The 23107-nt window shown below is 33.9% G+C and carries 23 protein-coding genes and 1 other annotated feature; of the genes, 5 read left to right on the top strand and 18 right to left on the bottom strand.

Translation table 11 applies throughout. The annotated features are described in order from the left end of the window. Positions 1-180: 180 nt before the first annotated feature. The 11 genes from pepF to QQS35_RS21020 all read right to left on the bottom strand — a co-directional run bounded on the left by pepF (position 181) and on the right by QQS35_RS21020 (position 13406). A complete protein-coding gene (gene pepF / locus QQS35_RS21070; RefSeq protein WP_285934224.1) occupies positions 181-1998 on the bottom strand; it encodes an oligoendopeptidase F in 1818 nt (605 codons plus the stop codon). A gap of 126 nt (positions 1999-2124) precedes the next feature. Further along, positions 2125-3303 carry a competence protein CoiA gene (locus QQS35_RS21065; protein ID WP_285934223.1) on the bottom strand — a complete coding sequence of 393 codons (1179 nt, stop codon included), beginning with the start codon at positions 3301-3303 and terminating at the stop codon, positions 2125-2127. 183 nt (positions 3304-3486) lie between these two features. Beyond that, positions 3487-4173, bottom strand: coding sequence for an adaptor protein MecA (mecA, locus tag QQS35_RS21060; protein WP_285934222.1), 687 nt, complete (start codon positions 4171-4173; stop codon positions 3487-3489). Positions 4174-4500: 327 nt separating this feature from the next. Further along, positions 4501-4896: a transcriptional regulator SpxA gene (gene spxA, locus QQS35_RS21055; RefSeq protein ID WP_285934221.1), complete on the bottom strand. Its 396-nt coding sequence runs from the start codon at positions 4894-4896 to the stop codon at positions 4501-4503. Positions 4897-5192: 296 nt separating this feature from the next. Beyond that, positions 5193-5786 (bottom strand): GNAT family N-acetyltransferase, encoded by a 594-nt coding sequence (locus tag QQS35_RS21050; protein ID WP_285934220.1) that lies wholly within the window; start codon positions 5784-5786, stop codon positions 5193-5195. Positions 5787-5996: 210 nt separating this feature from the next. Beyond that, entirely contained in the window at positions 5997-7211 is a 1215-nt protein-coding gene (locus QQS35_RS21045; RefSeq protein WP_285934219.1) for a putative glycoside hydrolase, read from the bottom strand. 256 nt (positions 7212-7467) lie between these two features. Then, positions 7468-8403 carry an ABC transporter ATP-binding protein gene (locus QQS35_RS21040; protein ID WP_285934218.1) on the bottom strand — a complete coding sequence of 312 codons (936 nt, stop codon included), beginning with the start codon at positions 8401-8403 and terminating at the stop codon, positions 7468-7470. After that, a complete protein-coding gene (locus QQS35_RS21035; RefSeq protein WP_285934217.1) occupies positions 8400-9461 on the bottom strand; it encodes an ABC transporter ATP-binding protein in 1062 nt (353 codons plus the stop codon). Before QQS35_RS21035 ends, QQS35_RS21040 begins: the two co-directional genes overlap by 4 nt. Positions 9462-9477: 16 nt before the next feature. Continuing rightward, complete coding sequence (gene opp3C, locus QQS35_RS21030; RefSeq protein WP_285934216.1) at positions 9478-10626, bottom strand: oligopeptide ABC transporter permease; 1149 nt, start codon at positions 10624-10626, stop codon at positions 9478-9480. Then, the gene (gene opp3b, locus QQS35_RS21025; RefSeq protein WP_285934215.1) at positions 10626-11558 is read right to left on the bottom strand and encodes an oligopeptide ABC transporter permease; all 933 of its coding nucleotides are present in this window, start codon (positions 11556-11558) and stop codon (positions 10626-10628) included. Before opp3b ends, opp3C begins: the two co-directional genes overlap by 1 nt. Positions 11559-11705: 147 nt before the next feature. Then, positions 11706-13406 carry a peptide ABC transporter substrate-binding protein gene (locus QQS35_RS21020; protein WP_285934214.1) on the bottom strand — a complete coding sequence of 567 codons (1701 nt, stop codon included), beginning with the start codon at positions 13404-13406 and terminating at the stop codon, positions 11706-11708. A 438-nt stretch (positions 13407-13844) separates the two neighbouring features. Between QQS35_RS21020 and QQS35_RS21015 the strand changes: the two genes are divergently transcribed. Further along, positions 13845-14120: a DUF3899 domain-containing protein gene (locus tag QQS35_RS21015; protein ID WP_285934564.1), complete on the top strand. Its 276-nt coding sequence runs from the start codon at positions 13845-13847 to the stop codon at positions 14118-14120. A gap of 57 nt (positions 14121-14177) precedes the next feature. Beyond that, positions 14178-14391 (top strand) — a binding site (T-box leader). A gap of 82 nt (positions 14392-14473) precedes the next feature. Beyond that, positions 14474-15469 carry a tryptophan--tRNA ligase gene (trpS, locus tag QQS35_RS21010; protein WP_285934213.1) on the top strand — a complete coding sequence of 332 codons (996 nt, stop codon included), beginning with the start codon at positions 14474-14476 and terminating at the stop codon, positions 15467-15469. A 58-nt stretch (positions 15470-15527) separates the two neighbouring features. Here the strand turns inward: trpS and QQS35_RS21005 are convergent, their stop codons facing one another. The 4 genes from QQS35_RS21005 to QQS35_RS20990 form a co-directional block, all read right to left on the bottom strand. Continuing rightward, positions 15528-16298 (bottom strand): YjbA family protein, encoded by a 771-nt coding sequence (locus QQS35_RS21005; RefSeq protein WP_285934212.1) that lies wholly within the window; start codon positions 16296-16298, stop codon positions 15528-15530. A gap of 80 nt (positions 16299-16378) precedes the next feature. Next, positions 16379-16600 (bottom strand): hypothetical protein, encoded by a 222-nt coding sequence (locus QQS35_RS21000; protein ID WP_331490895.1) that lies wholly within the window; start codon positions 16598-16600, stop codon positions 16379-16381. A 127-nt stretch (positions 16601-16727) separates the two neighbouring features. Then, on the bottom strand, positions 16728-17966 hold the full coding sequence (gene fabF / locus QQS35_RS20995) for a beta-ketoacyl-ACP synthase II (protein WP_285934210.1): 1239 nt from the start codon (positions 17964-17966) through the stop codon (positions 16728-16730). 71 nt (positions 17967-18037) lie between these two features. Beyond that, positions 18038-18973: a beta-ketoacyl-ACP synthase III gene (locus tag QQS35_RS20990; protein WP_285934209.1), complete on the bottom strand. Its 936-nt coding sequence runs from the start codon at positions 18971-18973 to the stop codon at positions 18038-18040. A 294-nt stretch (positions 18974-19267) separates the two neighbouring features. Here QQS35_RS20990 and QQS35_RS20985 point away from each other — a divergent pair, with 294 nt between their 5' ends. Further along, positions 19268-19510 (top strand): hypothetical protein, encoded by a 243-nt coding sequence (locus QQS35_RS20985; protein ID WP_285934208.1) that lies wholly within the window; start codon positions 19268-19270, stop codon positions 19508-19510. Between the two features lie 73 nt (positions 19511-19583). Here QQS35_RS20985 and QQS35_RS20980 read toward each other — a convergent pair whose 3' ends face one another. Both QQS35_RS20980 and QQS35_RS20975 read right to left on the bottom strand, forming a co-directional pair. Continuing rightward, positions 19584-20549, bottom strand: a complete 966-nt coding sequence (locus QQS35_RS20980) for a BMP family ABC transporter substrate-binding protein (protein WP_285934206.1) — start codon at positions 20547-20549, stop codon at positions 19584-19586. A gap of 134 nt (positions 20550-20683) precedes the next feature. Next, positions 20684-21334 carry a Rossmann-fold NAD(P)-binding domain-containing protein gene (locus QQS35_RS20975; protein ID WP_285934204.1) on the bottom strand — a complete coding sequence of 217 codons (651 nt, stop codon included), beginning with the start codon at positions 21332-21334 and terminating at the stop codon, positions 20684-20686. 119 nt (positions 21335-21453) lie between these two features. Between QQS35_RS20975 and QQS35_RS20970 the strand changes: the two genes are divergently transcribed. Further along, positions 21454-21630: a DUF2929 family protein gene (locus QQS35_RS20970; RefSeq protein WP_285934203.1), complete on the top strand. Its 177-nt coding sequence runs from the start codon at positions 21454-21456 to the stop codon at positions 21628-21630. A 170-nt stretch (positions 21631-21800) separates the two neighbouring features. On the opposite strand, the gene QQS35_RS20965 is transcribed toward QQS35_RS20970, so the two are convergent. Next, positions 21801-22127 (bottom strand): hypothetical protein, encoded by a 327-nt coding sequence (locus QQS35_RS20965; protein ID WP_285934202.1) that lies wholly within the window; start codon positions 22125-22127, stop codon positions 21801-21803. A 98-nt stretch (positions 22128-22225) separates the two neighbouring features. On the opposite strand from QQS35_RS20965, the gene QQS35_RS20960 reads away from it, so the two are divergent. Then, the gene (locus QQS35_RS20960; RefSeq protein ID WP_285934201.1) at positions 22226-23047 is read left to right on the top strand and encodes an undecaprenyl-diphosphate phosphatase; all 822 of its coding nucleotides are present in this window, start codon (positions 22226-22228) and stop codon (positions 23045-23047) included. Positions 23048-23107 lie beyond the last annotated feature (60 nt).

Genomic DNA, 23107 nt, shown 5'->3' with positions numbered 1-23107 from the left:
AGTAGCCTTTTGTTTTAACATTTTTGGATTAATGAGGCTTATTCCCATGATCATAACATTTCCTATGTTATTGATATCAATTTATTTAACACTTTTTTCTTTCACTCGGAGAAGAGCTTTTCGAGGATTTAAGTAAAATCAAGATGACTGCATGCCAGCAGTCATCTTGATTTTTTTAACTTATTCCATTTTATCTAACAATTTTTCCATTTCTTCTAATTTATCTTCAAAGACATCTAGAGCGGACAAAATTGGTGCCTTTTCTGTCATGTTAACACCAGCTCGCTTTAACACTTCTATTGGATAATCACTATTTCCCGCTTTTAGGAAATCCAAATATCGCTCTACCGCCGGCCCTTTTTCCTTAAGTATTTGTGAAGCCAAAGACTGAGCTGCAGCATAACCTGTTGCATATTGATATACGTAATAATTGTAATAGAAATGTGGGATACGAGCCCACTCTAAACCGATTTCTTCATCAATAATTAATTCATCACCAAAGTATTTTTTGTTTAAATCATAATACACTTCAGTAAGTTTATCTGCTGTCAAAGCTTCACCATTTTGAGCAAGAACATGAATACTATGCTCATATTCAGCAAACATTGTCTGTCTAAATACAGTTCCACGGAACCCTTCAAGAAAGTTATTTATTAAAAACAATTTTTCTTTTTCATCTGTTGTTTGATTTATCATATATTCATTTAACAATGCTTCATTACAGGTCGAGGCAACTTCTGCTACAAAAATGGAATAGTTTCCATAACGAAACGGCTGGTTTTCTCTAGTGTAATAGCTGTGTAATGAGTGCCCTAATTCATGACCGAGCGTGAATAAATTATTTAAGTTATCCTGCCAATTCATTAAAATATAAGGATTCGTTCCGTAAGCACCTGAAGAGTATGCTCCACTTCTTTTCCCTTTATTTTCTTCGACATCAATCCAGCGATTATCAAATCCTTCTTTTACTCGTTTTACATACTCTTCACCAAGCGGTTCTAATCCTTTTAAAATATGAGATTGCGCTTCTTCATATGAGAACTTCATTTTTACATTTTTGACTAATGGTGTATATAAATCATACATATGAAGCTCTTCAAGGTTTAGGACTCTTTTACGTAAAGCCACATAGCGGTGAAGTAAAGAAATCCTTTCATTTATAGACTCAACAAGATTATCGTACACCTGCTCAGGAATATTATTATTGTTTAATGCAGCATGCCTTGCAGAATCATAATTACGAACTTTAGCATAAAAATTGTTTTTCTTAACTGCGCCTGATAGTGTAGATGAGAATGTGTTCTTAAAACTGCCAAACGTGCCATACATAGCTTTAAATGCATCTCTTCTTACTTCTTGCTTATCAGACTCTAAAAAGTTAATGTAACGGCCGTGTGTAAGTTCTACTTCATTACCTTCTTCATCTTTTACGCAAGGAAAAGTTAAATCTGCATTGTTCAGCATACCAAACGTTTGCGCGGAATTTTCCATAACTTCGGATGCTTCAGCTAATAACTCCTCTTCTTTTTGACTAAGGATATGTGGACGTTGTCTTGTAATTTCACCTAAAGCATGTTTATAAAGCTTTAATTCTTGCTTTTCTTCCAAGAACTTATTTAACGTTTCCTCATCGATAGATAAGATTTCTGGGACGATAAAGCTCATTGCACTTGAAGCTTGTGTAATAGCACTTTCTGCTTTGCCATTAAGTGCCTGATAAAAAGAATTAGTCGTGTCTTGATCATACCTCATATGAGCATATGTATATAACTTTCCAATTCTTTGAGATACTTCATCTTGAAGTTTTAATAGCCCATATAAAGATTCCGCTGATTCAGCAATTTTTCCTTGATATGCTTTAAAAGCTGGAATTTGCTCTTTTAAATCATCTAGCTCTTTTTCCCATGCTTGATCTGATGCAAAAATATCTTCTAGTTTCCATGTGTTTTCTTCTGATACTTGCTTTCGGTTTTTTAATTCTTTGGTTGTTTGTGACATAATTAATCCTCCTTCATTCAGTAAAACTATTCATTTAACATTTAACCTATACAACCTATTTCGATACATTTACAGAATATCCTTTTTTCAAAACTCACTCCACTATTATTATATCGTATCTACCTGTTAATCATGCGTAAGAAAACTTGGAGATAACATTTGCTTAATTAGTTGATTGTCTTCATCAATCGCCATATCGACTGTCTTTGGAAATGTAATTTGCTTGGATACATAATATCGTGTATCACTAATCTGTTTCAAAGTGTGGAGTTTTACAAGTAAAGTGAGATACTCAGAGACGGGATCATTCGGACCATGTATGAGGGGAAATAAAGACTTATTATGCATATGATTTGATAGTATGTGGTGGCAAGATTGAAGTGTAACATATTTTTTATCTTGAAATAAACTTATCAATAATCTGCTTTGCCAAATCCAAGGTGCCGTCATCATCCTCCACTGTGTTGCAATTGGCAGATGACAAATGGAGGGAATTAAATTAGCGTTAATTTTTTGTACATATAACCATTGTCTCCATTGTTTTTCTTTTCTTCCGATATAATGAACGGGCTTTATCCGACGCTCATACATTTGTTTTTTCCAATTTTCATATATATTTATTTTATTAAAGTAGTATTTTCTAAATAAGTCATTAAAATTCATATCATGAAGACTTCTAAAGACTAATTCTCCTATTGTTCGCTTCGTTCCAGTTGTTTGTATATGATGAAAACATGCAAATTGGAGATTATCTGGACAGTAGTAATAAATAGTAAGAGGTAAGTCAGAGGAAAATTGATGTAGAAACAGAAGATCAGATGATGACATTGATAAATAGGAAGAGGATTTTCTTGTCATTCGATTACCACCAAGAATCCAAATCGGAGTTATATTCATTTGATGATATCCCTTGTTTCTTTGAATAAATTCATTCATTGTTATACGTGCACATTGATACTCAATTGCGATAACTTTCTTACCAACCTTAAGTAATATATCTGGCCGTTGTTTTATATGTGATATGTACCATTCTAACCATACCGCTAATCCTTGTCCTTTTAGCCATTGGTACAAATGAAGTTTACCACGTTCATGATATTCACCTTCACCTCCCGATGAGTTTGGACATAGGCTTTTTTTATGATGGGCAAAGTGTGCAATTGTTTTAGAACCTGCTTTAACTATTACAGGTGCCTTGCACATTGGACAGTAAAAATATTTCTCCTGCTTATATCGTTGAACTTCAGTACTAGGTAATAATGCTAGTATTATATAGTCTCCCTTTTGATCTATTGCTTGCAACATGCTATCACATCATCCTTTCTATAATTGTTTAATTATTTCTATATTGATTAGAGAAATCCTTTTTTAATTCCACAAAAAAGTTTAGTGAGACTAATATACGTTCACAAATTTGAGACAAAGCTAATTGAACATTAACCTAAATTTGTTCCAAAAAAAACAGGCCCTCAAACTAATGAGTGCCTGTTACTTAATAGGAAAGTACTTTTTAACTTGCATTAGAGATTCGCTATCGAAAATTACTTTACCGTACTCTTCTAATCGATAAATTGTCATGTTTGACTCTTGACCAAATTCTAAAATTTGACTAAGAATGTTTTCTTGTTCTTCATCAGTTAACTGCTCATCATCAAACTGTAATAGAAGCAAGTATTTATCTTCAAAATGGTACAAGGTATCTGTTAGGCCTTCAACGGAAGGAAAGTAGTGACTTAATTGTATTACATCTTCAAAGTCTGCGAAGCTCACAACAAATGAAAGATCAATTTGGGCATTATTTTCAGGAGAATCTCCGTCCTCTTGATTATTACCAAACTTTTCATCTAGTAATGACTCAATCTTTTCATCAACAGGCATGTCAATTGTTTTACCATTTTCGGTTGGTAGTTCCAAGTTCTGACCATCCTTAGAGATTTGTGCTTTTGTTACAACAATCTCCAACCCTTTATCTAGTGCCTGCACTTGAATCCATAATGGTCCATCTATATTAAAATCATCATCATTGTAATTTACTTCATCCATTACTTGCCAAAAAAGTTGTTCGCTTTTTTCACGATTATACCAAATTTCTTCACGGTCAAAGCCGCGGTCTTCAATATCTAAATACGAAATATAAAATTTAACCGTATTTTCGTTAATTCTCTCTATTTCCATTTCTTGACACTCCCTTCTAAAAGATAATTAGGTGGAAGGGATAACTTCACCTAGTTTTAAAATCCTTAATAACAACATACCCCATATTGATTATATTCAACCCTATTTTTCTAATTGTGTTTCTATTACTATTTTATGATACTTGAGCATAAAAAGAAAATAGAAATACTTAGAAATTAATAAACAGGTATATATCACGATAATTACTATATGGATAGTATAGAGTATTAAATATATATTTTATCGCATTTATTTCTATTTGTCACTACAATCGCTTTGGAATATAGTAAAACGCAGATCTCAATAAACAAAGATCTGCGTTTTATACTAGTTAACCATTCGCTGTGCTTCACGTAACTGAAACGTACGAACTTTTCTAGGTAAGAACCTTCTAATTTCATCTTCATTGTACCCTACTTGAAGTCGCTTCTCGTCAAGTATAATTGGTCTACGAAGAAGTCCAGGATTCTCTTGAATAAGATTAAATAAATCCTTCAATGGTAGTTGGTCAAGATTCATATCCAATTTTTGAAAAACTTTAGATCTTGTGGAAATTATCTCGTCTGTACCATCTTCAGTCATTCTTAAAATCTCTTTAATCTCATCTAATGAAAGTGAATCTGAAAAAATATTTCTCTCACGAAATGGTATGTCGTGTTCTTCTAACCATGCTTTTGCTTTTCGACAAGATGTACAACTTGGTGAGGTATAAAGTGTTACCATGGAAACTTCACTCCTCAATATAAAAATTTATTTAAATTCATTAATATACTTTGAAGAATTTATTAGATTAAAATTACTTTAAATAAACCTTCTATGTATGAGTATACTACATTTGTCAACTAAGGGGTAGATGTTCAGCTAATTTTACATACATTTTTCACAATAATTTGTTCTATATAATATAAATACCCCAATATACAATTATTAAACATAATTTTTCAGAAAAATAAAAATTGATCCCTGCTACATATGATGGTAACAGGGATCTAAATGTTAGCACCATTTCACCTATTTTATTAAGCTTTTTCTTCGACCTTTAATACATCAAAAATATCATCAGCATCTCTTTTATCATCGTACGTCAACACTTCATCAACTGGTTGATAAGACTTGCCGTACAACTGTTCATCTTTATACGTATGAATATCTTCATACATTTTCTTCATTTGTTTATAGATTGCTTCTTCATCTTCATTTTCAGGTGTCCAATACAGTATCTCCATTGGATTTTCCAAGTTTGTAGCTAATGAACGACGATTGTAACCAATTGATTGGGCGTGAATAAAACCTTCTCGTTGATAAAAACGCAGTCTTTTCTCAGAATCTGTGTCTTCATAATCAACTGGTTCAACTTCTAATATAATCGGTTTTTTTCTTACCTTAAGTTTTTCAATTAGCTTATGACCTAATCCTTGACCTCTGGATTGAGAAGATACATATACGTAATCAATAAAGATAAATGTCTTGAATTCCGCGTACATTAGAACATGATGAGGGCCTTCGTCTTTATAATAGACGTCCCCTTTTTCTTTTAAAAGCATCTCCATGTGTTCTCTTGACTTCATCTCTTCAACAGGAAAATACTTATTTAACTTTTCATACCAATTCATTGATCTACTCCCTTTATTTTCGTAGTCATTATTTATTATAACGAAAAACACCGCACTTGTTAAACCCAAATTTTTATGTCACTTTATTTATACCCATTATCAATATAATTAATCCACAAATTTCGGATATTAATTATTTGTTGCACATTCTGTATGTTTATCTTGATAATTATATAAATAGCCTTCACCAATGGTGAAGGCTATTTTTTATTAAGGTGTATAATCTACACCCTCCGTGTAAGTATTTCCAGCATTCCAAAGAAGAAATTCTTCAATCCCATTCTCATTTAAGGCTTTTATTTGTGCCTCTACTTCTTGTACGCCATACTGTTTTGTCGCCCCTGAATATAACCATGGAGCTTCAAAATCTTGAATCCATGGTCTTGAAGTCGGTGCATTTTCCAATTTTCCTAAGACTTCATTTTCCACCTTAGCATATTCATTTACTAATTCATATGGTTTTTCATCTGGCTTATCAATTCCGAAATAAGGCGTCCAATGACTTGGATAAATCATGGATGAAATGACATCAACATTATCAGAAATTTTCGAGAAATTTTGCCCAATCCCTGGTGTCTCTTCTATTGTAGCTGCATACCCGAATATATCAACCGATACATCTACATCGTAATAGTCTAGCTCTTCTCTAGCATATTTCACGAAGTCTGTTACCGCCTCTACTCTTTTCTTAACATTATCAAGTTCAGAGTCTTTATAGTCACCTAAACTGTAACTTAATTCCTCATCTCTTTTCTCAAATCCTTCAGGAAATCTAACGTAATCAAATTGAATTTCTTTAAAACCTAATTCAGCAGCAATTTTAGCTACTTCAACGTTGTATTCCCATACTTCTTTTTGGAAAGGACTTACAAATGAATCACCTTTACTATTTGACCAAACTTTACCATTTTCAGTAAAGGAAAGGTCTGGACGTTCCTTAGCTAAGATGGTATCTTTAAAAACAACAATTCGAGCAATTGGATAAATCCCTTCTTTTTCAAGAACTTTAAGCATTTCTCTGGGATCTTTTATAAAATTTTTTCCCATTTTCTCAAATTGATGGCCTTCTTCTAGCTCAAAAGTTATATAACCATGGTCATCTTTTATATCAATAACCATTGCATTCAATTCTGTGGAATTGATTAAATTAATCAAATTCTCAAATCGACTTCCTCCTGCAGAATGTCCTGTAACATAAAGACCACGTACTGCATCGGGATATTCAAAGGTAAGACCTGAATCATAACCAAATCTACTCATTGATTCTGGCAGCTCATATTTCACTGATACAGCGGAACGTTTTTGATGTTTGTTCATTTTCATTACTTCTGCGTTTGCTGCTTCATATGTATTAGTCGGTACGACCATACTAAGAAGGAGAAAAGTAATGATAGCCATAATGAATTGTAGTCTTTTCTTCTCCATATAGATCAATCTCCCATTGGTGTATTTTTCTCTATTATATAAAAGATTTACCTAGAATAGTATGAAAAACCGAAAATTTTTATGTGAATTTTTTTCAAAAGTGGTAGACAAAAGCACATCGTTCATTTTTATAACAAAATGAACTTAGATTAACTTCACGTTAATAAAATATAACCCTTACCAGCTGGTAAGGGTTTTGTATATATATAGATTGTACTTAATTTTAATTTTTAAATGTTTTCTTTTTAAACATCTATTAATTGTTTATCTCTTGTTTATATGCTTCTAGTTCCTTTGTTGTACATAACACCCAATGGTTCGGTCTTATTTCTCTAAATTCAGGTTCTTCACTTGTATCGTGTTTACTTGGATCATAAACAATACGTGTACGATTACGTTCATAATCAGGATCTGGCAAGGGAATTGCAGATAAAAGAGATTTAGTGTAAGGATGAAGCGGATTTCTATAAAGTTCATCACTATCTGCTAACTCTACAATCTTACCAAAATACATAACAGCAATTCGATCACTAATATATTTTACCATGGATAAATCATGGGCAATAAACAAATAGGTTAATTCATGTTGCTTTTGAAGATCTTTCATTAAATTTACAACTTGTGCTTGAATAGATACGTCTAGTGCTGAAATTGGTTCATCGGCAATAATAAATTCCGGTTCAACCGCTAAAGCTCTTGCTATCCCAATTCTTTGACGTTGTCCACCACTGAATTCATGTGGATAACGATTAGCATGTTCTTTATTTAATCCAACAGTTTCTAGCAAATTATGAACTCTATCCGTTCTTTCTTTATCTGTTGAAACTAGTCCATGAATATCCAAACCCTCTGAAATAATATCTTTAACAGTCATTCTAGGATTTAAAGAAGCATATGGATCTTGGAAAATCATCTGCATTTTACGGTTAAATTCTTTCAAGTTTGTTTTAGATTTTTTACCATGCACATCTTTACCTTTGAATTTCACATCACCATCAGTGGCATCATAAAGACGAATAATCGTACGGCCAGTAGTAGACTTACCACAACCAGATTCTCCGACTAGACCAAAAGTTTCTCCTTTGTAAATATCAAAAGAAACTCCATCCACTGCCTTAACAGTACTGTGACGACCAGTCTTAAAGTGTTGTTTTAAATTTTTCACTTCTAATAATTTCTCTTTACTACTCATGACTCCTCACCTTTCTCATCAGAGGCATCTGCAGTTGCAAAACCCTTCATCCGCCTTTTCACTGCTGCTGGAGGCTCGACTTGTGGAGCATCTTCATGGAGCAACCATGTTGCAGCATAATGCGTATCAGAAACTTTAAATAAGGGTGGTTCCATTTCCGTATCAATTTTCATTGCATATGGATTTCGTGCAGCAAATGCATCACCTTTAGGTGGTTTCATTAAGTCTGGTGGTGTACCAGGGATAGCAATTAATTCATCTTCCTTACTATCTACTGTTGGCATAGAACCAAGTAGTCCCCACGTATAAGGATGCTTTGGATTATAAAAGATATCGTCTACTGTGCCAATTTCAACAATTTTCCCAGCATACATAACAGCTACACGATCTGCAACATTAGCTACTACACCTAAATCGTGTGTAATAAAAACAATCGATGTTTCAGTTTTTTTCTGAATATCTTTCATTAATTCTAAAATTTGTGCTTGAATGGTAACGTCTAAAGCTGTTGTTGGTTCATCTGCTAGTAATATTTTAGGATTACAAGCAAGTGCAATAGCAATAACTACCCTTTGACGCATACCACCAGAAAATTGGTGCGGATACTGATTAATTCTTTCTTTTGGATTAGGTATTCCTACTAAATCCAGTAATTCTATTGCTCTATCTTTAGCTTTTGCCTTATTCATCTTTTGGTGTTTAATCAAACCCTCCATGATTTGACCGCCAACTTTCATCGTTGGATTCAACGAAGTCATCGGATCTTGGAAAATCATAGAAATATCGCGACCACGAATTTGTTGCATGTGTTTGTCGTTTAACTTAGCTAAGTCTTTTCCTTCAAAGATAATTTCTCCTTTAGGAATCTTACCAGCTGGTTTAGGGATTAATCCCATTAGCGCTTTTGTTGTGACTGATTTACCTGAACCAGATTCACCGACAATAGCTAGAGTTTCACCCTTTTTTAAATTAAAATTCACGCCACGTACGGCTTGAACTTTGCCTCCGTATGTGTCAAAAGTTACGTGCAAATCTTTGACTTCTAATATGTTTTCCATGCCTTTCACCCCCATTCTATTTTCTCATTTTCGGATCTAATGCATCACGAAGACCATCAGCAAGTATGTTAAAGCCGATCATTAATAATGAAATGATAATCGCTGGATACACTAGCATATACGGATATACACGGTATGAATCAAATGCAGTATCTATTAATGTACCTAATGATGCGTAGGGTGATTGTAAACCTAATCCAATAAAGCTTAAGAAAGCTTCAAAGAAAATCGCACTTGGAATCGTAAACATCGTATTAATAATAATCATTCCAGTTACGTTGGGGATAAGGTGTTTCATCAAAATTCTTTTATCTGAGGAACCAAGTGTTTTTGCTGCAAGTACGAATTCCTGGTTCTTTAATTTCAATGTTTGCCCACGAACTATCCGGGCCATACCAATCCAACCAGTAATGGTCAGTGCGATTGTAATCGCTAATAACCCTGGCTTCAATACAATTATCATTAAAATAACAACAACTAAATTAGGGATACCAGATAAAATTTCAATAATTCTTTGCATATAGTTATCTACTCGTCCACCATAGTAACCAGATATACCACCATAAAGAACACCCACAACCATATCAATAAGAGCAGCTAACAGCCCAATATAGAGTGAAATTTGTGTCCCTTTCCATATTCTAGTCCAAAGATCTCGTCCCATACTATCTGTACCAAACCAGAAATATTCATCTTCAAATCCTTTGGCAGAATAAATATCTACTTCAATATCTACAGAATAATAGTTATCATTTTGTTCACTTGGTTGTTCCACTACTTCTGAACCAAGAAGATATTGCTCTTCCACTTCATATCCTTCTAAACCTCGTTGAATAGCTTCTTCAGGTGTCTCACCTTGTACTGTAAAGGTTTGATGACCATTAAAGCCAGCCCACTCTAAGCCTTCTACTTTAGGCGGTAGAAAAGCAGCATCATAATTTGCAGAATCAAACTCATAATCATTTAACAACGGACCGACTAAAGAAATTAATATAATAAAGACTAATACAATTAATCCCATAATCGCACCTTTATTTTTTCGAAGACGAATCCACGCATCCTGCCAATAGGAGAGTTCTGGACGGGTTAGTTCTTCACTTTTTTCCCCAGCTAAATCAACCGGCTGAAACTGTTCTGGTGATAGCTTTTCTTTTTCCTTGTCCACTACTTTTTACCTCCTGTCAAGCGAATCCGAGGATCAATAATTCCATATAACAAGTCTACAATTAATACTACTCCTATAAATAACACCGAGAATAACAATGTTGTACCCATAATCATAGGATAGTCATTCACATTTATAGAACGTACAAACTGTTCACCTAGACCTGGAACCGCAAAAATTTGCTCAATAACCAAGGTACCTGTCATTAAACTTACTGTCATAGGACCAATTACCGTAATGACTGGAATTAATGCATTACGTAATGCATGTTTGAACATAATTTTATTATTAGAAACACCTTTTGCTCGTGCCAATTCAATATAATCAGACCCTAATACTTCCATCATTTCCGTACGCATAAACCGTGCACAAATTGCCATTGGGAATATCATCAAAGCAATTGTTGGTAGTACGGTGTACTCTGGTCCCTCCCAAAACGATGGTGGGAAAATTCTCCACTGGACAGCAAAATAGTATTGTAAAAGACCAGCAAAAACAAATGACGGTATTGATATACCAATTACCGCAAGAATATTTGATGTATAATCAACCCAGCTATTATGTCTTATAGAAGCAACCATTCCTAAAATAATACCTAGTATTGAACCAATGATCATCGCTTGCGCACCTAAATATGCAGAAGGACCAATACGAGTCATGATTAAGTCTGTAACTGCACGGTTATTATATTGAAATGACACGCCTAAATCACCTTGAATTAAGCCACCAATATACTTAAAATACTGGACTGGTACTGGGTCATTTAATCCATATCTGTCTAATAAGATTTCCATCTGAGCATCTGATAACTTTGCTGCTACTTGGTTAAATGGAGAACCTGGTAATAATTTCATCAAAAAGAAAGTTGCTGTTGCAATAATAAATAACGTAATAATCATATAGATAATACGTTGTGCAATATACTTTGCCATAGTCCCACCTCCTATACGCTAAATATTTTGATTCTATTTAATATTCAAACTATTCTCAGAAAATGGCAAAAGAGAGTACATGACCTGATCTTATGGTCTATACTCTCTTTTTATCCACTTGAAAATACTTACAGTTTTATAGACAACTTACTTATCAAGTTCAACGTACTTAAAGCTATAATCGTTACCAAACGGGTTTAGCTCATCCATTCCATTTACATAGTTCTTGGAAAGTACAGATGTTTTACGTTGCATAATTGGAGCAATTGCCGCTTCTTCTAAAGCGATTTTTTCTGCTTCTTGCATTGCTTCAAAACGTTCAACTGGCTCTAATGCCAATTCACCTTTTGCAGATTTTACAAGTGCATCATATTCTTCATTAGAATAACTAATGTCATTATTTGCTCCACCTGTTACCCATAAGTCAACAAATGAAATTGCATCAGCATAGTCAGGACCCCAACCAGATACAGCTAATTCATAAGTTTGTTCTTTCATAATTTCTAATTGCTCACCCCAAGGTACGTTTACTGTTTCAATTGTAAGTCCTTCAAGGTTTGTTTCTAATTCAGTTTTCATAAATTCACTGATTGCCTTAGACACATCAGTATCACCACTTAAGAAACTTAATGTAATTTCTTCAAAACCTAATTCTTCTTTTGCAGTTGCCCAAAATTCTTGTGCAGCTTCTACGTCATATTCAAGAACATCACTACCAGTTTGGAAGTCTTCTCCTGTTTCTGGGTGTTCTACAAATTGTTCAGGTACAAAGAAATTTACAGGGTTTGAATCATTTCCATAAACAACATCTATATAAGATTGTTTATTAAAAGCTTTTGCAAGTGCTTTTCGGAAGTTTACATTTTGCATTTCTTCTCCAGCAGTTTCAGAGCCTTGGTTAAACTTCATCCAAAACACAGAAGTTTCAGCTAAAGAGTTGAAATCAGGACTAGTTTTATTATCATTTACCTGAGTACCAGATAACGACGTACGATCAATTTCTCCAACTTCATAGTTAGCAAGAGCCGTGTCAGAATCTTTTACTACTTTTACAGAGATACCATCTAGAGCTACATTTTCAGCATCCCAATACGTATCATTTTTCTCAAGTTCCCATCCAGCTTCAGCTTCCCAGCTAGCCATCGTGAACGGTCCGTTAGAAAGGATTGAATCAGCAGAAAGTGCATAATTTTCCCCTTGTTCTTCTACAAACGCTTGGTTTGCTGGTAAGAATGTTGGGAATGCAGCAAACGATTCAAAATATGGTACAGGAGTTAATAATTCTACCACTAAAGTATAATCATCTTCTGCAGTTACACCTAGTTCTGTAGGTGCCATCTCACCTGCATAAATTTCTGCAGCATTTACAATTTTACCACTCATTAAGTAATCTGCATAAAATGACGCAGTAGCAGGGTCAATCGCACGTTGCCACCCATATACAAAATCATTAGCAGTCACAGGATCTCCGTTTTCCCATTGCGCATCTTCACGTAAATGGAAAGTATATGTTAATCCATCTTCACTTACTTCTGTTTCGTCTTTATTAGCGATACCAGAAACAATTTCTCCACCTGGAGCTAAACGGTATAAACCTTCCAATACAGTATCTGTGTACTGAATTGAAACGTTATCTTCTGCTAATGGCGGGTCCATTGTTGGAATATCAGAAGTAGACGCGATACGTAAAACATTTTCTCCGTCAGTTGCTTCGCCTTCTGTTCCTTCTTCCGTTGTATCTGTGTCGCCTGTATCTTCCTCTGTTGTATCATCATTTCCAGAACAAGCAACTAGAACCGCACTAAGCATTAAAGCTAGTACTAATAAAAGCCAATGTTTGTTTCTCATGTAGTGATGACCTCCCCAAATTTTTTATATTTTTATGGATTATTTAATCCACAAATTGAATTATACAAGTTTTCTAACAATTTTGCATTATTTTTTTTTCATAAAAATATGGAAAACTGCATATTTCATGCATTTAGATGAAAAAAGATAGGACTAATTACCTAACATGTATGAAAAATACTCGTTAAACAATCTTACAAACAGGTGACTTGTCCTTACTATAACGTGCTATACTCTATTTTATGCATTTTTTCTGAGATTATTTTTTTTACGTATATTGATGTATAATAAATATCGTACTTTGTCGAACACAATCGAATCTTTTATGAAAGGGTGAATATTAAATTGTTTACTAGTAAACGAAATTGGTTGATTTTTTTTATAAATATAATTTTATGTTTCATATTGTTCCTACTTTTTGCTCCAATATACAACTTAATGCATTTAATTAATTATATTTTTTATGTTGGATACACCTATCTATCTCTATCTATTCTTTTATTTGTAATTAGTAGAGGTTTTTTTGATGGAATTACCTATGGATTTAGAAGGTTCGCTAGTCGCTTAGCTCGAAATAAAGACTTGTTGGATGATTGGCAAGAACATCAGCTACCATCAGAAAGGATAAGCTCTCCTTTTCTTAAACTAATTTCTTTTCAAGGAATAACCCTTACTATTGTAATGATAGTTTTATTATTTATTTACTATTTATAATGGAGAGTATCTTGCATTCCACTAAAAATTTATATATAATCCAAATCAACAAGCTAAAATGAAGCGATGATAAAGGTTAGTACTTATTCCTATTGGTTATTTAGAGAGTCTGTGGTTGGTGAAAACAGACACCAAGGAATTTTGGAAATGGACTTTGGAGCTATGTGTTTCTATAACACCGTATGTCAGGCGTTAACTGAGGCCAATTGGCGATAAGTGATCTCTATTATAGAGATAATAAGGGTGGCACCGCGGTTCATTCGTCCCTTTCCGAGGGGAATAGAATGGGCTTTTTTTGCGTTTATATTTTGCTCTTTCCTTAAAAACAAATATACTTTGAAAGGTGATATAAAATGAAAACCATATTTTCAGGAATCCAACCTAGTGGCACATTAACAGTTGGCAATTACTTAGGCGCGATGAAACACTTTGTAGATTTACAGGATGAGAACCATTGTTACTTTTGTATCGTAGATGAACACGCTATTACTGTCCCACAAGAACGGTTAAAATTAAGAGAGAATATTCGTTCTCTTGCTGCTCTCTACTTAGCATCTGGCATTGATCCTACTAAATCGACATTATTTATTCAGTCAGAAGTTTCAGCACATACACAACTCGGCTGGATGCTGCAATCAATCAGTTATATTGGTGAACTAGAAAGAATGACTCAGTTTAAAGATAAATCAACTGGTAAAGAAGCGGTATCATCATCTTTACTCACTTATCCACCTCTTATGGCTGCCGACATTCTTCTATATAATACAGATATCGTCCCTGTAGGTGATGATCAAAAACAACACCTAGAATTAACACGTAATTTAGCACAGCGTTTTAACAACAAATACAATGACATTTTTACGATACCGGAAATTAGCATTCCTAAAGTCGGGGCGCGGATTATGTCACTACAAGAACCAACAAAGAAAATGAGCAAGTCTGATGAGAATCAAAAAGCCTCTATTTTAATGTTAGATGATGAGAAAAAAATTGAGAAGAAAATAAAAAGCGCTGTAACTGATTCGGAGGGTATTGTAACATTTGATAAAGTTAACAAACCTGGAATTAGTAATTTGTTAACCATACACGCTAGTTGTACAAGTGAAACAATAAGTGAACTTGAATCAAAATATAAAGGAAAAGGATATGGTGAATTTAAACAAGACACTGCAAATGCAGTTATTAATACACTTAGACCTATTCAACAACGTTATTACGAATTAATTGATTCTAAGGAATTAGACGATATTTTAGATGCAGGAGCCGATAAAGCCGAATTTGCGGCTAATAAAATGCTCGCTAAAGCTAAAAAAGCAATGGGTCTTGGTAGAGTCAAAAAGAAAAAATAAACTTAATATAAGAAAAGGGGTGTTCATATGGGAACACCCCTTTTCTTATAGGTAGATTTTAAATCATTCGTTTATAGGTATTATTATATTGTTCACTGCCCTGTTCTAATTCCCACATCTTCTCAAAGAAAGGTTGTCCTTTTATTAACTTCCCACATAGGTCCTCATGTGCTCTACTCCAACCTTCAAATACACCCTGATATAATGCATTCCATGCTTGCTCAAAGTTCATATTTCTTATTTCCGGATACTTGTCTGGATTCCATTCTGTTAACCAATATCGTACTTCTTCACTATTTTTAGTACTCTCTAACTGATCTAACGCCATCATCAATAACTGTTTTAATTGTCTTTCTTTTCTAGTAAGACCTAACATTGTATTCGGTGGCAATGACAAAATATGATATTCTTTATCGTCTTGATTATCCTGAAAAGAAAATTCATGGGCATTTGTCCCTTCGATCATATCGTAAACCAATCGTTCTTGTCTTGGAATCAACCGACTTTTTCGAACAGGTAGATTATATCCCATCGTATCAAAGACAATAACTGACTCGCCATTTGTTACAATACATGCATAGTCTAGTGAAATCCTTTCTTGATTTTTTCTTAAATAACCACGCTTATAAATGCTGTCTAACAAGGGTTTTGGTAAATCTTGCAGGTCATTTTCAATATAATGGTACAATACATCATCTATGTATAGTATCGGTACTTGATCAAGAAGTTCGATACCATCTTCTTTTCGCCATTCATGAAAATGACAAACATTGTACCCATTTTCTTCTCCTTCAAACCAGTTCACCCATACATCGTGTAAATATAACATGTGTAGAACCCTCGCTTTGCTTTTTAAATCTGTTAATAATCATTATGACCAAATCAGGAAAATTTATTCTACGTATCCTATTATTTAACAGGTATATTCGTAAATTTATTTATTGTAATTGCCATGATAATGAGTCCAACAATTAAAAAATAACACTCTATTCTTCCTTGAATAAAGACAAAATACTCCGTCCATGACAATCCTGCTGGGATGAAGTTTAAATATAATATGATTGAAATTCCTCCTGAGACAGTTAAACCGAATCCTATTAGAAAAAATAAAAAATAGAACAATTCTATCACCCCTGCTTGTCCGATAATATTTACTATAACTATATGATAGAAAACAGTGGAACATGTCTATCAATTTTGAGTAACTAAAAAAAGAGCCTAAGTTGCAAAATTGCAACTTAGGCTCTTAAAACATGTTTTATTCATATTTTTTAAATATTAATGTTGCGTTGTGGCCACCAAAACCTAATGAATTACTTAAGGCAACATTCACATTTTGTTTCTTTGCTGTATTCGGAACATAATCAAGATCACATTCCGGATCTGGCGTTTCATAATTAATTGTAGGTGGAATAATGCTATCTTGGATTGATTTAATACATGCAATTGCTTCTACAGCACCAGCAGCTCCAAGAAGATGTCCAGTCATTGACTTTGTAGATGAAATAGAAAGATTATACGCATAATCACCAAAAACCTTTTTAATTGCTTTTGTTTCAAATGAATCATTTAGTTCCGTACTTGTACCATGTGCGTTCACATAGTCAATCGAACTAGATTCAATTCCAGCATCCTCAATTGCTTGATTCATAGCTCTTACAGCACCTTCCCCTTCAGGAGCTGGAGAAGTAATATGGTGAGCATCTCCTGCTGACCCATACCCGACTAATTCAGCATAAATTTTAGCTCCACGTTTTTGTGCTGATTCTAACGATTCAATGATTAATGTACCAGCACCTTCTCCCATAACAAAACCATTCCGATTTTTATCAAAAGGACGACTTGCTGTTGCAGGATCTTCATTCGTAGACAATGCTTTAGCAGAAGAAAATCCTGCAAATGCCATATTTGTAAGTGGCGCTTCTGCTCCACCAGTAATCATAACATCAGCATCACCACGTTGAATCACTTTGAAGGCATCACCAATCGAATTTGTTCCAGAGGCACAAGCTGTGACTGTACATGAATTAATTCCCTTTGCACCTAATTGGATAGAAACCTGACCTGAAGCCATATCCGGAATTAGCATTGGAACAAAAAACGGACTAACTCTTCGATATCCTTTTTCATTAAACTTCTTGAATTGCTCTTCATAAGTAGCCATGCCACCAATACCTGATCCTATCCAAACCCCAACTCTTGATGCATTTTCCTCCGTTATTTCTAACTTCGCATCTTCTACAGCTATTTTAGCTGAAGCGACAGCATATTGAGTAAAAGGATCCATCCGTTTCGATTCTTTTCTTTCCATATAAAGTGTCGGATCCCAGTCCTTAATTTCTGCGGAAACTTTTGCAGGAAAGTCATCTTTGTTTACCTTGGTGAGATAATCAATACCTGATTTACCTTGAACAAGGTTGTTCCATAACTGATCAATTGTATTACCAAGAGGTGTTACAGCTCCAATTCCAGTAACTACTACACGCTTTTTTTCCATTAAGGTCTCCTCCTTATCCTTACATATCTGATAATTTATTTTATTGATTTACTTATTAAAGATAGTTTAGTTTACTTGCCCCAACGAATGGCTACCGCTCCCCAAGTTAAGCCACCACCAAAACCTACTAAAACTACTAAATCATTTTCTTTTATCTTACCGTTTTTCACGTCTTCAGATAACGCAATTGCTATGGAAGCTGCAGAAGTATTGCCGTATTTCTTCACCGATGTAGCCATTTTATCTTCAGATATCCCAAGTCTTTCTCTGGCTGCATCCATGATTCGAATGTTTGCTTGGTGTGGAATTAAATAATCTACATCTTCTTTTTTAAACCCAGCTTTTTCTACAACATTAACAGATGATTCAGGCATTTGCCTTACAGCAAATTTAAACACTTCTCGGCCGTTCATACTTAAATAATCTTTATCTTGAAACAAATATTTTCCACCGCTACCATCTGCACCTAACTCAAAAGAAAGAATTCCTTTTCCCTCACTAACCGGACCAACTACAGCAGCGCCAGCTCCATCACCGAAAAGTACACATGTGTTACGATCAGACCAATCTGTTATTTTTGAAAGTTTTTCCACACCTACTACTAATATATTTTTATATGATCCTGTTTCAATAAATTGCTTTGCAGTGATCATACCATACATAAAACCTGAACAAGCTGCACTTAAATCCATTGCCGCTACCTTCCTTGCGCCTAATCGATCTTGAAGCATACAAGCAACAGATGGGAAAGAAGTGTCCGGAGTAACTGTTGCAACTAATATCATATCTAATTCCTCAGCAGTAACTTTTGCATCTTCTAATGCATTAACTGCTGCTAAATAAGCCATGTCAGAAGTATCCATTGAATCTTCTGCTATTCTTCTTTCTTCAATACCAGTTCTAGTTCGAATCCACTCATCATTTGTGTCAACAATTTTTTCTAAATCGGCATTGGTTAAAATCTTTTCTGGAACGTAATGACCAGTACCTATAATACCAGCGTTCATCTATATCATCCTCTCAGGGAGTTAAAATTTATATCAAATATTAAGACTTGGTACTAATTTTAATTGAAATAAAAGTTTTAATCAAGTTTTTTGAGTCAATTTCATAATTACCTTATACAGCCATCTACAACAAAATATAGTTGGAATTGTTTTTATCCAACTATATTTTGTTGTGAACGGCGTTAAAATAGGTAGTATGAAATTGATTATTTATATTGTTTACTTGAGATAGTGGACAATAGCCTTATCTTTTTCTTTTAAAAATAATATGATGAATAATAAGGAGGTGTTTCTATGCCTGATAAAACGGATAGTAAAAACCAATCAGTAAATCCCTTTGACCAATTAATGTTTGGTCAACGCCCACCTAGACAATCCATCAGTTCAAAACAAAATCAAGATGAAGCACTTGAAAACAATGAGGAGGAACAATCCTTTGATTTGTTTAATACCGCTCAAACAATGGCTGAAACGTATAAGCAATTATCGCCTTATGTAAAAGGGATTTCTGGAATGTTCAAAAAATTCAAATCCTAAAGATTAAGATGCGGAAAAAGGACAGAAGCCATTCACGCTCCTGTCCTTTTTTATAATAAATACATCCACACTTTTACATTTCGTTTGGTAATAAGCCGGTTTCAATATAATCTTCAACCGCTTTATTCATTTGTTTTTGAAAACTCTCAGGTACCCTGGGACTGTATTCAGTTAATGATATAACATCATCTTGAAAATCGTAGGTGAAGATACCTCCTGCTAGCTCACCTTCATTAAATTTCTCAGCTGCTAATAAATATAAATGGTCCACATGTTGTAAAGTACTCGTCAATACATTATCACCAGCAACGTTAGACTGGTCTGCTACAAAACCAATCCCATACTTATCAATTTCTTTTACTTTTTCTATTATAGAGACACTAAATGTGTCTCCTGCTGGATAAAACACATCGACACCTTGACTATTCATTTCGTTAAATAATTGAAATGCTCTTTCTTCATTATCCCAGTTATTAACAAAGTTCATGGAAACGTATGCATCTTCATTTTGATAATGCACCCCTTCGTAAAAGCCTTCTACCTCTGGTTGCCACTCATAAGCTGCTATGATTCCGACTTGATTTGTTTCCGTCATTTCTCCAGCAACCATACCAGCAAAGAATCCCATAGCGTGAGAATTAAAATTAAGACTGGTTAAATTGTCATCATAATATCCCCCGTTAAAATAAACAAAATGAATATTTGGATAAGAACTACTTATACTTTCGAACATTTTACCGTATATGCTACTATGTCCAAATACTAAATTAACCCCTTTAGCAGAAAACTCTTCCACTGCACGATTAACTTCCTGTTGTGTTTGAATTTCTTCTTTAAAATACACATCTACATCAAATTCTTCTTTAATTTCAAGTAACCCTTTATAACCTTTATTTCCCCAAGTCTGATCATTGACTGAGTTTTCTACAAGCATTCCTACTTTATCAATTTCACCTTGATTAAAGTAAGAATTGCAACCCGTTAATATGAAAAGAAAAAATATAATTACAATTAATAAAGCAACATGATTTCTCAACACGTGCACTCCTATTCAAATAAGGACTTATTCATAGTCCTATTCTACCGTCTAAAGTGACACACGTAAATGTATTTAGGTTTTACAAGTTTATTACAGATGTAAACTTCTTCTATATGATTCGTATTTTGAAATTACTATGAATCATAAAAAGAATGAAATTGTTCATAATGTGTTTTAATTTTTTCTAACCTTTGATCCACGTGTTCTCCTTCACGTACAAATATTGTCTGATATTCTATACGTTCCCCTTGATGTCCTTGATTGTTTTCTTTAAAAGGCTTAAGTTGTATATGGCTTGGAATGTGGGATGATTGAACCAATTGAAATATTGCATCTACAAAATCTTCAATATAAAGTGCTTTCCTCTTAAAATCTCCTGAATTGAAATAAATAAAATCTTTCCCATAGATAAAGCCTGATTTTTTTCTAGGCATCCATTCGCCAAACAACAGTGGTAAATCAATAACAATTTTATTATTTAAATTAAGCTTGTTAGGAGTTCCTAATTGAAACCATCTTCCTACTTTCATTCTCAGTAATCCCTCAACACTTTTTTGATCCAATAGATTAAAACATGCGTTAAATTTCTTTGACTTATACCCTTTAACTATATCCTCTTTATTATCCAATTTAGTAAACAAACTATTACGTCCAAAGAACATTGACAACTCATCTTCTTTTTCTGCATCACCTTCATCAAAACCAATTACATGATATCCTTCTTTTAATAACTTATTTGTAATATGAAAGCCTATCCAGTGATAACACCCTAAAACTAAATACAAGTTTTTCACCTCTTTGTTATTATCGTTACTAATTATCTATGTAGAAAATACAAATATTATTTATTTTCTTACTGGGATTTGGTAAACTATATAAAGAATGCGAAAATGAGGTGGAAAATGTGCGTTATTTAATTACAATAATCTGGGCACTATTAATTAGTTTAGTTATTTCTTATGTACTTACAAGTATGGCAGGGGAAGAGTTACGAATGGCACCAATTTTCTTCTTAGTTGCAATTTTTAGTATTGTCACTTTTATAGTTGGCGACGGTATATTAAAGGAAGATAAGAAATAAAAATGTATTTTCGTATGTTTAAACCCTTGCCTTCAAGGACTGGCAAGGGTTTAATTTGTTTACTATGAAGTTAGAGACAAATCTGCAGTACCTAATCTCCTAAGATGCAAGTTTTCATACAACATCCTCGGAATGAAATACAAGAAAACAGTTTGGTAATAAAATAGCACTTAATACCATGGTAAAGCACTTAGCGCTGTTAATGCTGCTAGTGGCAAGACAAGCCGTCTAAAGCGAGCACCAGGATAAGCTACCGGTGGGTATGGGTAAGGTCCATACCCATATCCAAATCCGTAACCAGGAAATCCAATTGGAGATATCCTTTCTTCGTCACGTTGATTTCCGAAATTAGGAACAGCCATGTAAACATATTCTTCATCTAAACCAGTAATAATCCCATCTATGCTATTACCATCATTTAATTGAATTAATACATAGGCATGAATATGCTTTTCACATAGGTCATACATATGATGATAGTTATGTGGTCGATACATTTTTATCTCCTCCTTTTCACTTTTTAACTTATTCGAAAATGAAAAAGTTTGTGACAATAGCGGAGGCAACTAACATTAAATTTTTTGGGGGAAAAGATATGGAAAGCTTAGCAGATATTGGATTACTAATAAAATATATTTTTCTTGGGTTGGTGCAAGGATTTACCGAACCAATTCCAATATCATCTAGTGGACATTTAGTTATTGTACAAAACTTATTTAATGTAAAAATGGATAATTTATCATTTGAGATTTTAGTTAACTTTGGATCTTTAATTGCGGTATTAACAATATATCGTAAAGACATTTTGCGTTTAATACAAAATGGAATGATTTATATCACTACTAAAAAACCTGAAGCGAAAGATGATTTTAATTTTATTTTATATTTAGTTATTGCCACCATTCCTGCAGGAGTAATTGGAATTCTATTTGAAGACCAAATTGGTGATATCTTTGATACATCAAAAATGATTGGCATTACCTTAATAATCACTGGTATCGCTTTATGGATTATTCGTAACTTAAGAGGAAGTAAAAGTGATGGGGCGTTAACAATAAGGGATGCCATTATTGTTGGACTTGCACAATCTGTCGCATTAATTCCAGGCATTAGTAGATCAGGTGCAACCATTGTTGCTGCGATGTTAATTGGAATGAAACAAGAAACAGCGTTAAGGTTTTCATTTCTATTATTTATCCCAATTAGCCTCGGTACACTTGTATTATCCATTGGGGATATCATTAACGATCCAGCGTTTAATGTAATGTGGATACCTTATACATTAGCCTTTATTGCCTCGATAATTGCGACTTATTATTCACTTAAGTGGTTTATGAATATAATGGCTAAAGGCAATCTCAAGTACTTTGCATTTTACTGCTTCATCGTTGGGACACTTGCCTATCTATTATTATAATGTGATAATCATAGGTGTTTAAGAAACCTTTTAAAAGGAGGCTTGATTCATATGAACGAA

Origin of the sequence: Aquibacillus rhizosphaerae (assembly GCF_030282825.1) — a bacterium.
GTDB lineage: Bacteria > Bacillota > Bacilli > Bacillales > Amphibacillaceae > Aquibacillus_C > Aquibacillus_C rhizosphaerae.
The sequence above is the reverse complement of the archived record's forward strand: the minus strand, read 5'-3'. Positions and strand labels throughout refer to the sequence as shown.

Bases quoted from the DNA above. Each gene is read 5' to 3' on its own strand.
- QQS35_RS20960 (WP_285934201.1), top strand. From the start codon at position 22,226: ATGGAAAGCTTAGCAGATATTGGATTACTAATAAAATATATTTTTCTT.
- fabF (WP_285934210.1), bottom strand. From the start codon at position 17,966: ATGGAAAAAAAGCGTGTAGTAGTTACTGGAATTGGAGCTGTAACACCT.
- trpS (WP_285934213.1), top strand. From the start codon at position 14,474: ATGAAAACCATATTTTCAGGAATCCAACCTAGTGGCACATTAACAGTT.
- mecA (WP_285934222.1), bottom strand. From the start codon at position 4,173: ATGGAAATAGAGAGAATTAACGAAAATACGGTTAAATTTTATATTTCG.
- opp3b (WP_285934215.1), bottom strand. From the start codon at position 11,558: ATGGCAAAGTATATTGCACAACGTATTATCTATATGATTATTACGTTA.
- QQS35_RS20990 (WP_285934209.1), bottom strand. From the start codon at position 18,973: ATGAACGCTGGTATTATAGGTACTGGTCATTACGTTCCAGAAAAGATT.
- spxA (WP_285934221.1), bottom strand. From the start codon at position 4,896: ATGGTAACACTTTATACCTCACCAAGTTGTACATCTTGTCGAAAAGCA.
- QQS35_RS21065 (WP_285934223.1), bottom strand. From the start codon at position 3,303: ATGTTGCAAGCAATAGATCAAAAGGGAGACTATATAATACTAGCATTA.
- QQS35_RS20985 (WP_285934208.1), top strand. From the start codon at position 19,268: ATGCCTGATAAAACGGATAGTAAAAACCAATCAGTAAATCCCTTTGAC.
- QQS35_RS21040 (WP_285934218.1), bottom strand. From the start codon at position 8,403: ATGAGTAGTAAAGAGAAATTATTAGAAGTGAAAAATTTAAAACAACAC.
- QQS35_RS21050 (WP_285934220.1), bottom strand. From the start codon at position 5,786: ATGAATTGGTATGAAAAGTTAAATAAGTATTTTCCTGTTGAAGAGATG.
- pepF (WP_285934224.1), bottom strand. From the start codon at position 1,998: ATGTCACAAACAACCAAAGAATTAAAAAACCGAAAGCAAGTATCAGAA.
- QQS35_RS21035 (WP_285934217.1), bottom strand. From the start codon at position 9,461: ATGGAAAACATATTAGAAGTCAAAGATTTGCACGTAACTTTTGACACA.
- QQS35_RS21020 (WP_285934214.1), bottom strand. From the start codon at position 13,406: ATGAGAAACAAACATTGGCTTTTATTAGTACTAGCTTTAATGCTTAGT.
- QQS35_RS21005 (WP_285934212.1), bottom strand. From the start codon at position 16,298: ATGTTATATTTACACGATGTATGGGTGAACTGGTTTGAAGGAGAAGAA.
- QQS35_RS20965 (WP_285934202.1), bottom strand. From the start codon at position 22,127: ATGTATCGACCACATAACTATCATCATATGTATGACCTATGTGAAAAG.
- QQS35_RS21045 (WP_285934219.1), bottom strand. From the start codon at position 7,211: ATGGAGAAGAAAAGACTACAATTCATTATGGCTATCATTACTTTTCTC.
- QQS35_RS21015 (WP_285934564.1), top strand. From the start codon at position 13,845: ATGCATTTAATTAATTATATTTTTTATGTTGGATACACCTATCTATCT.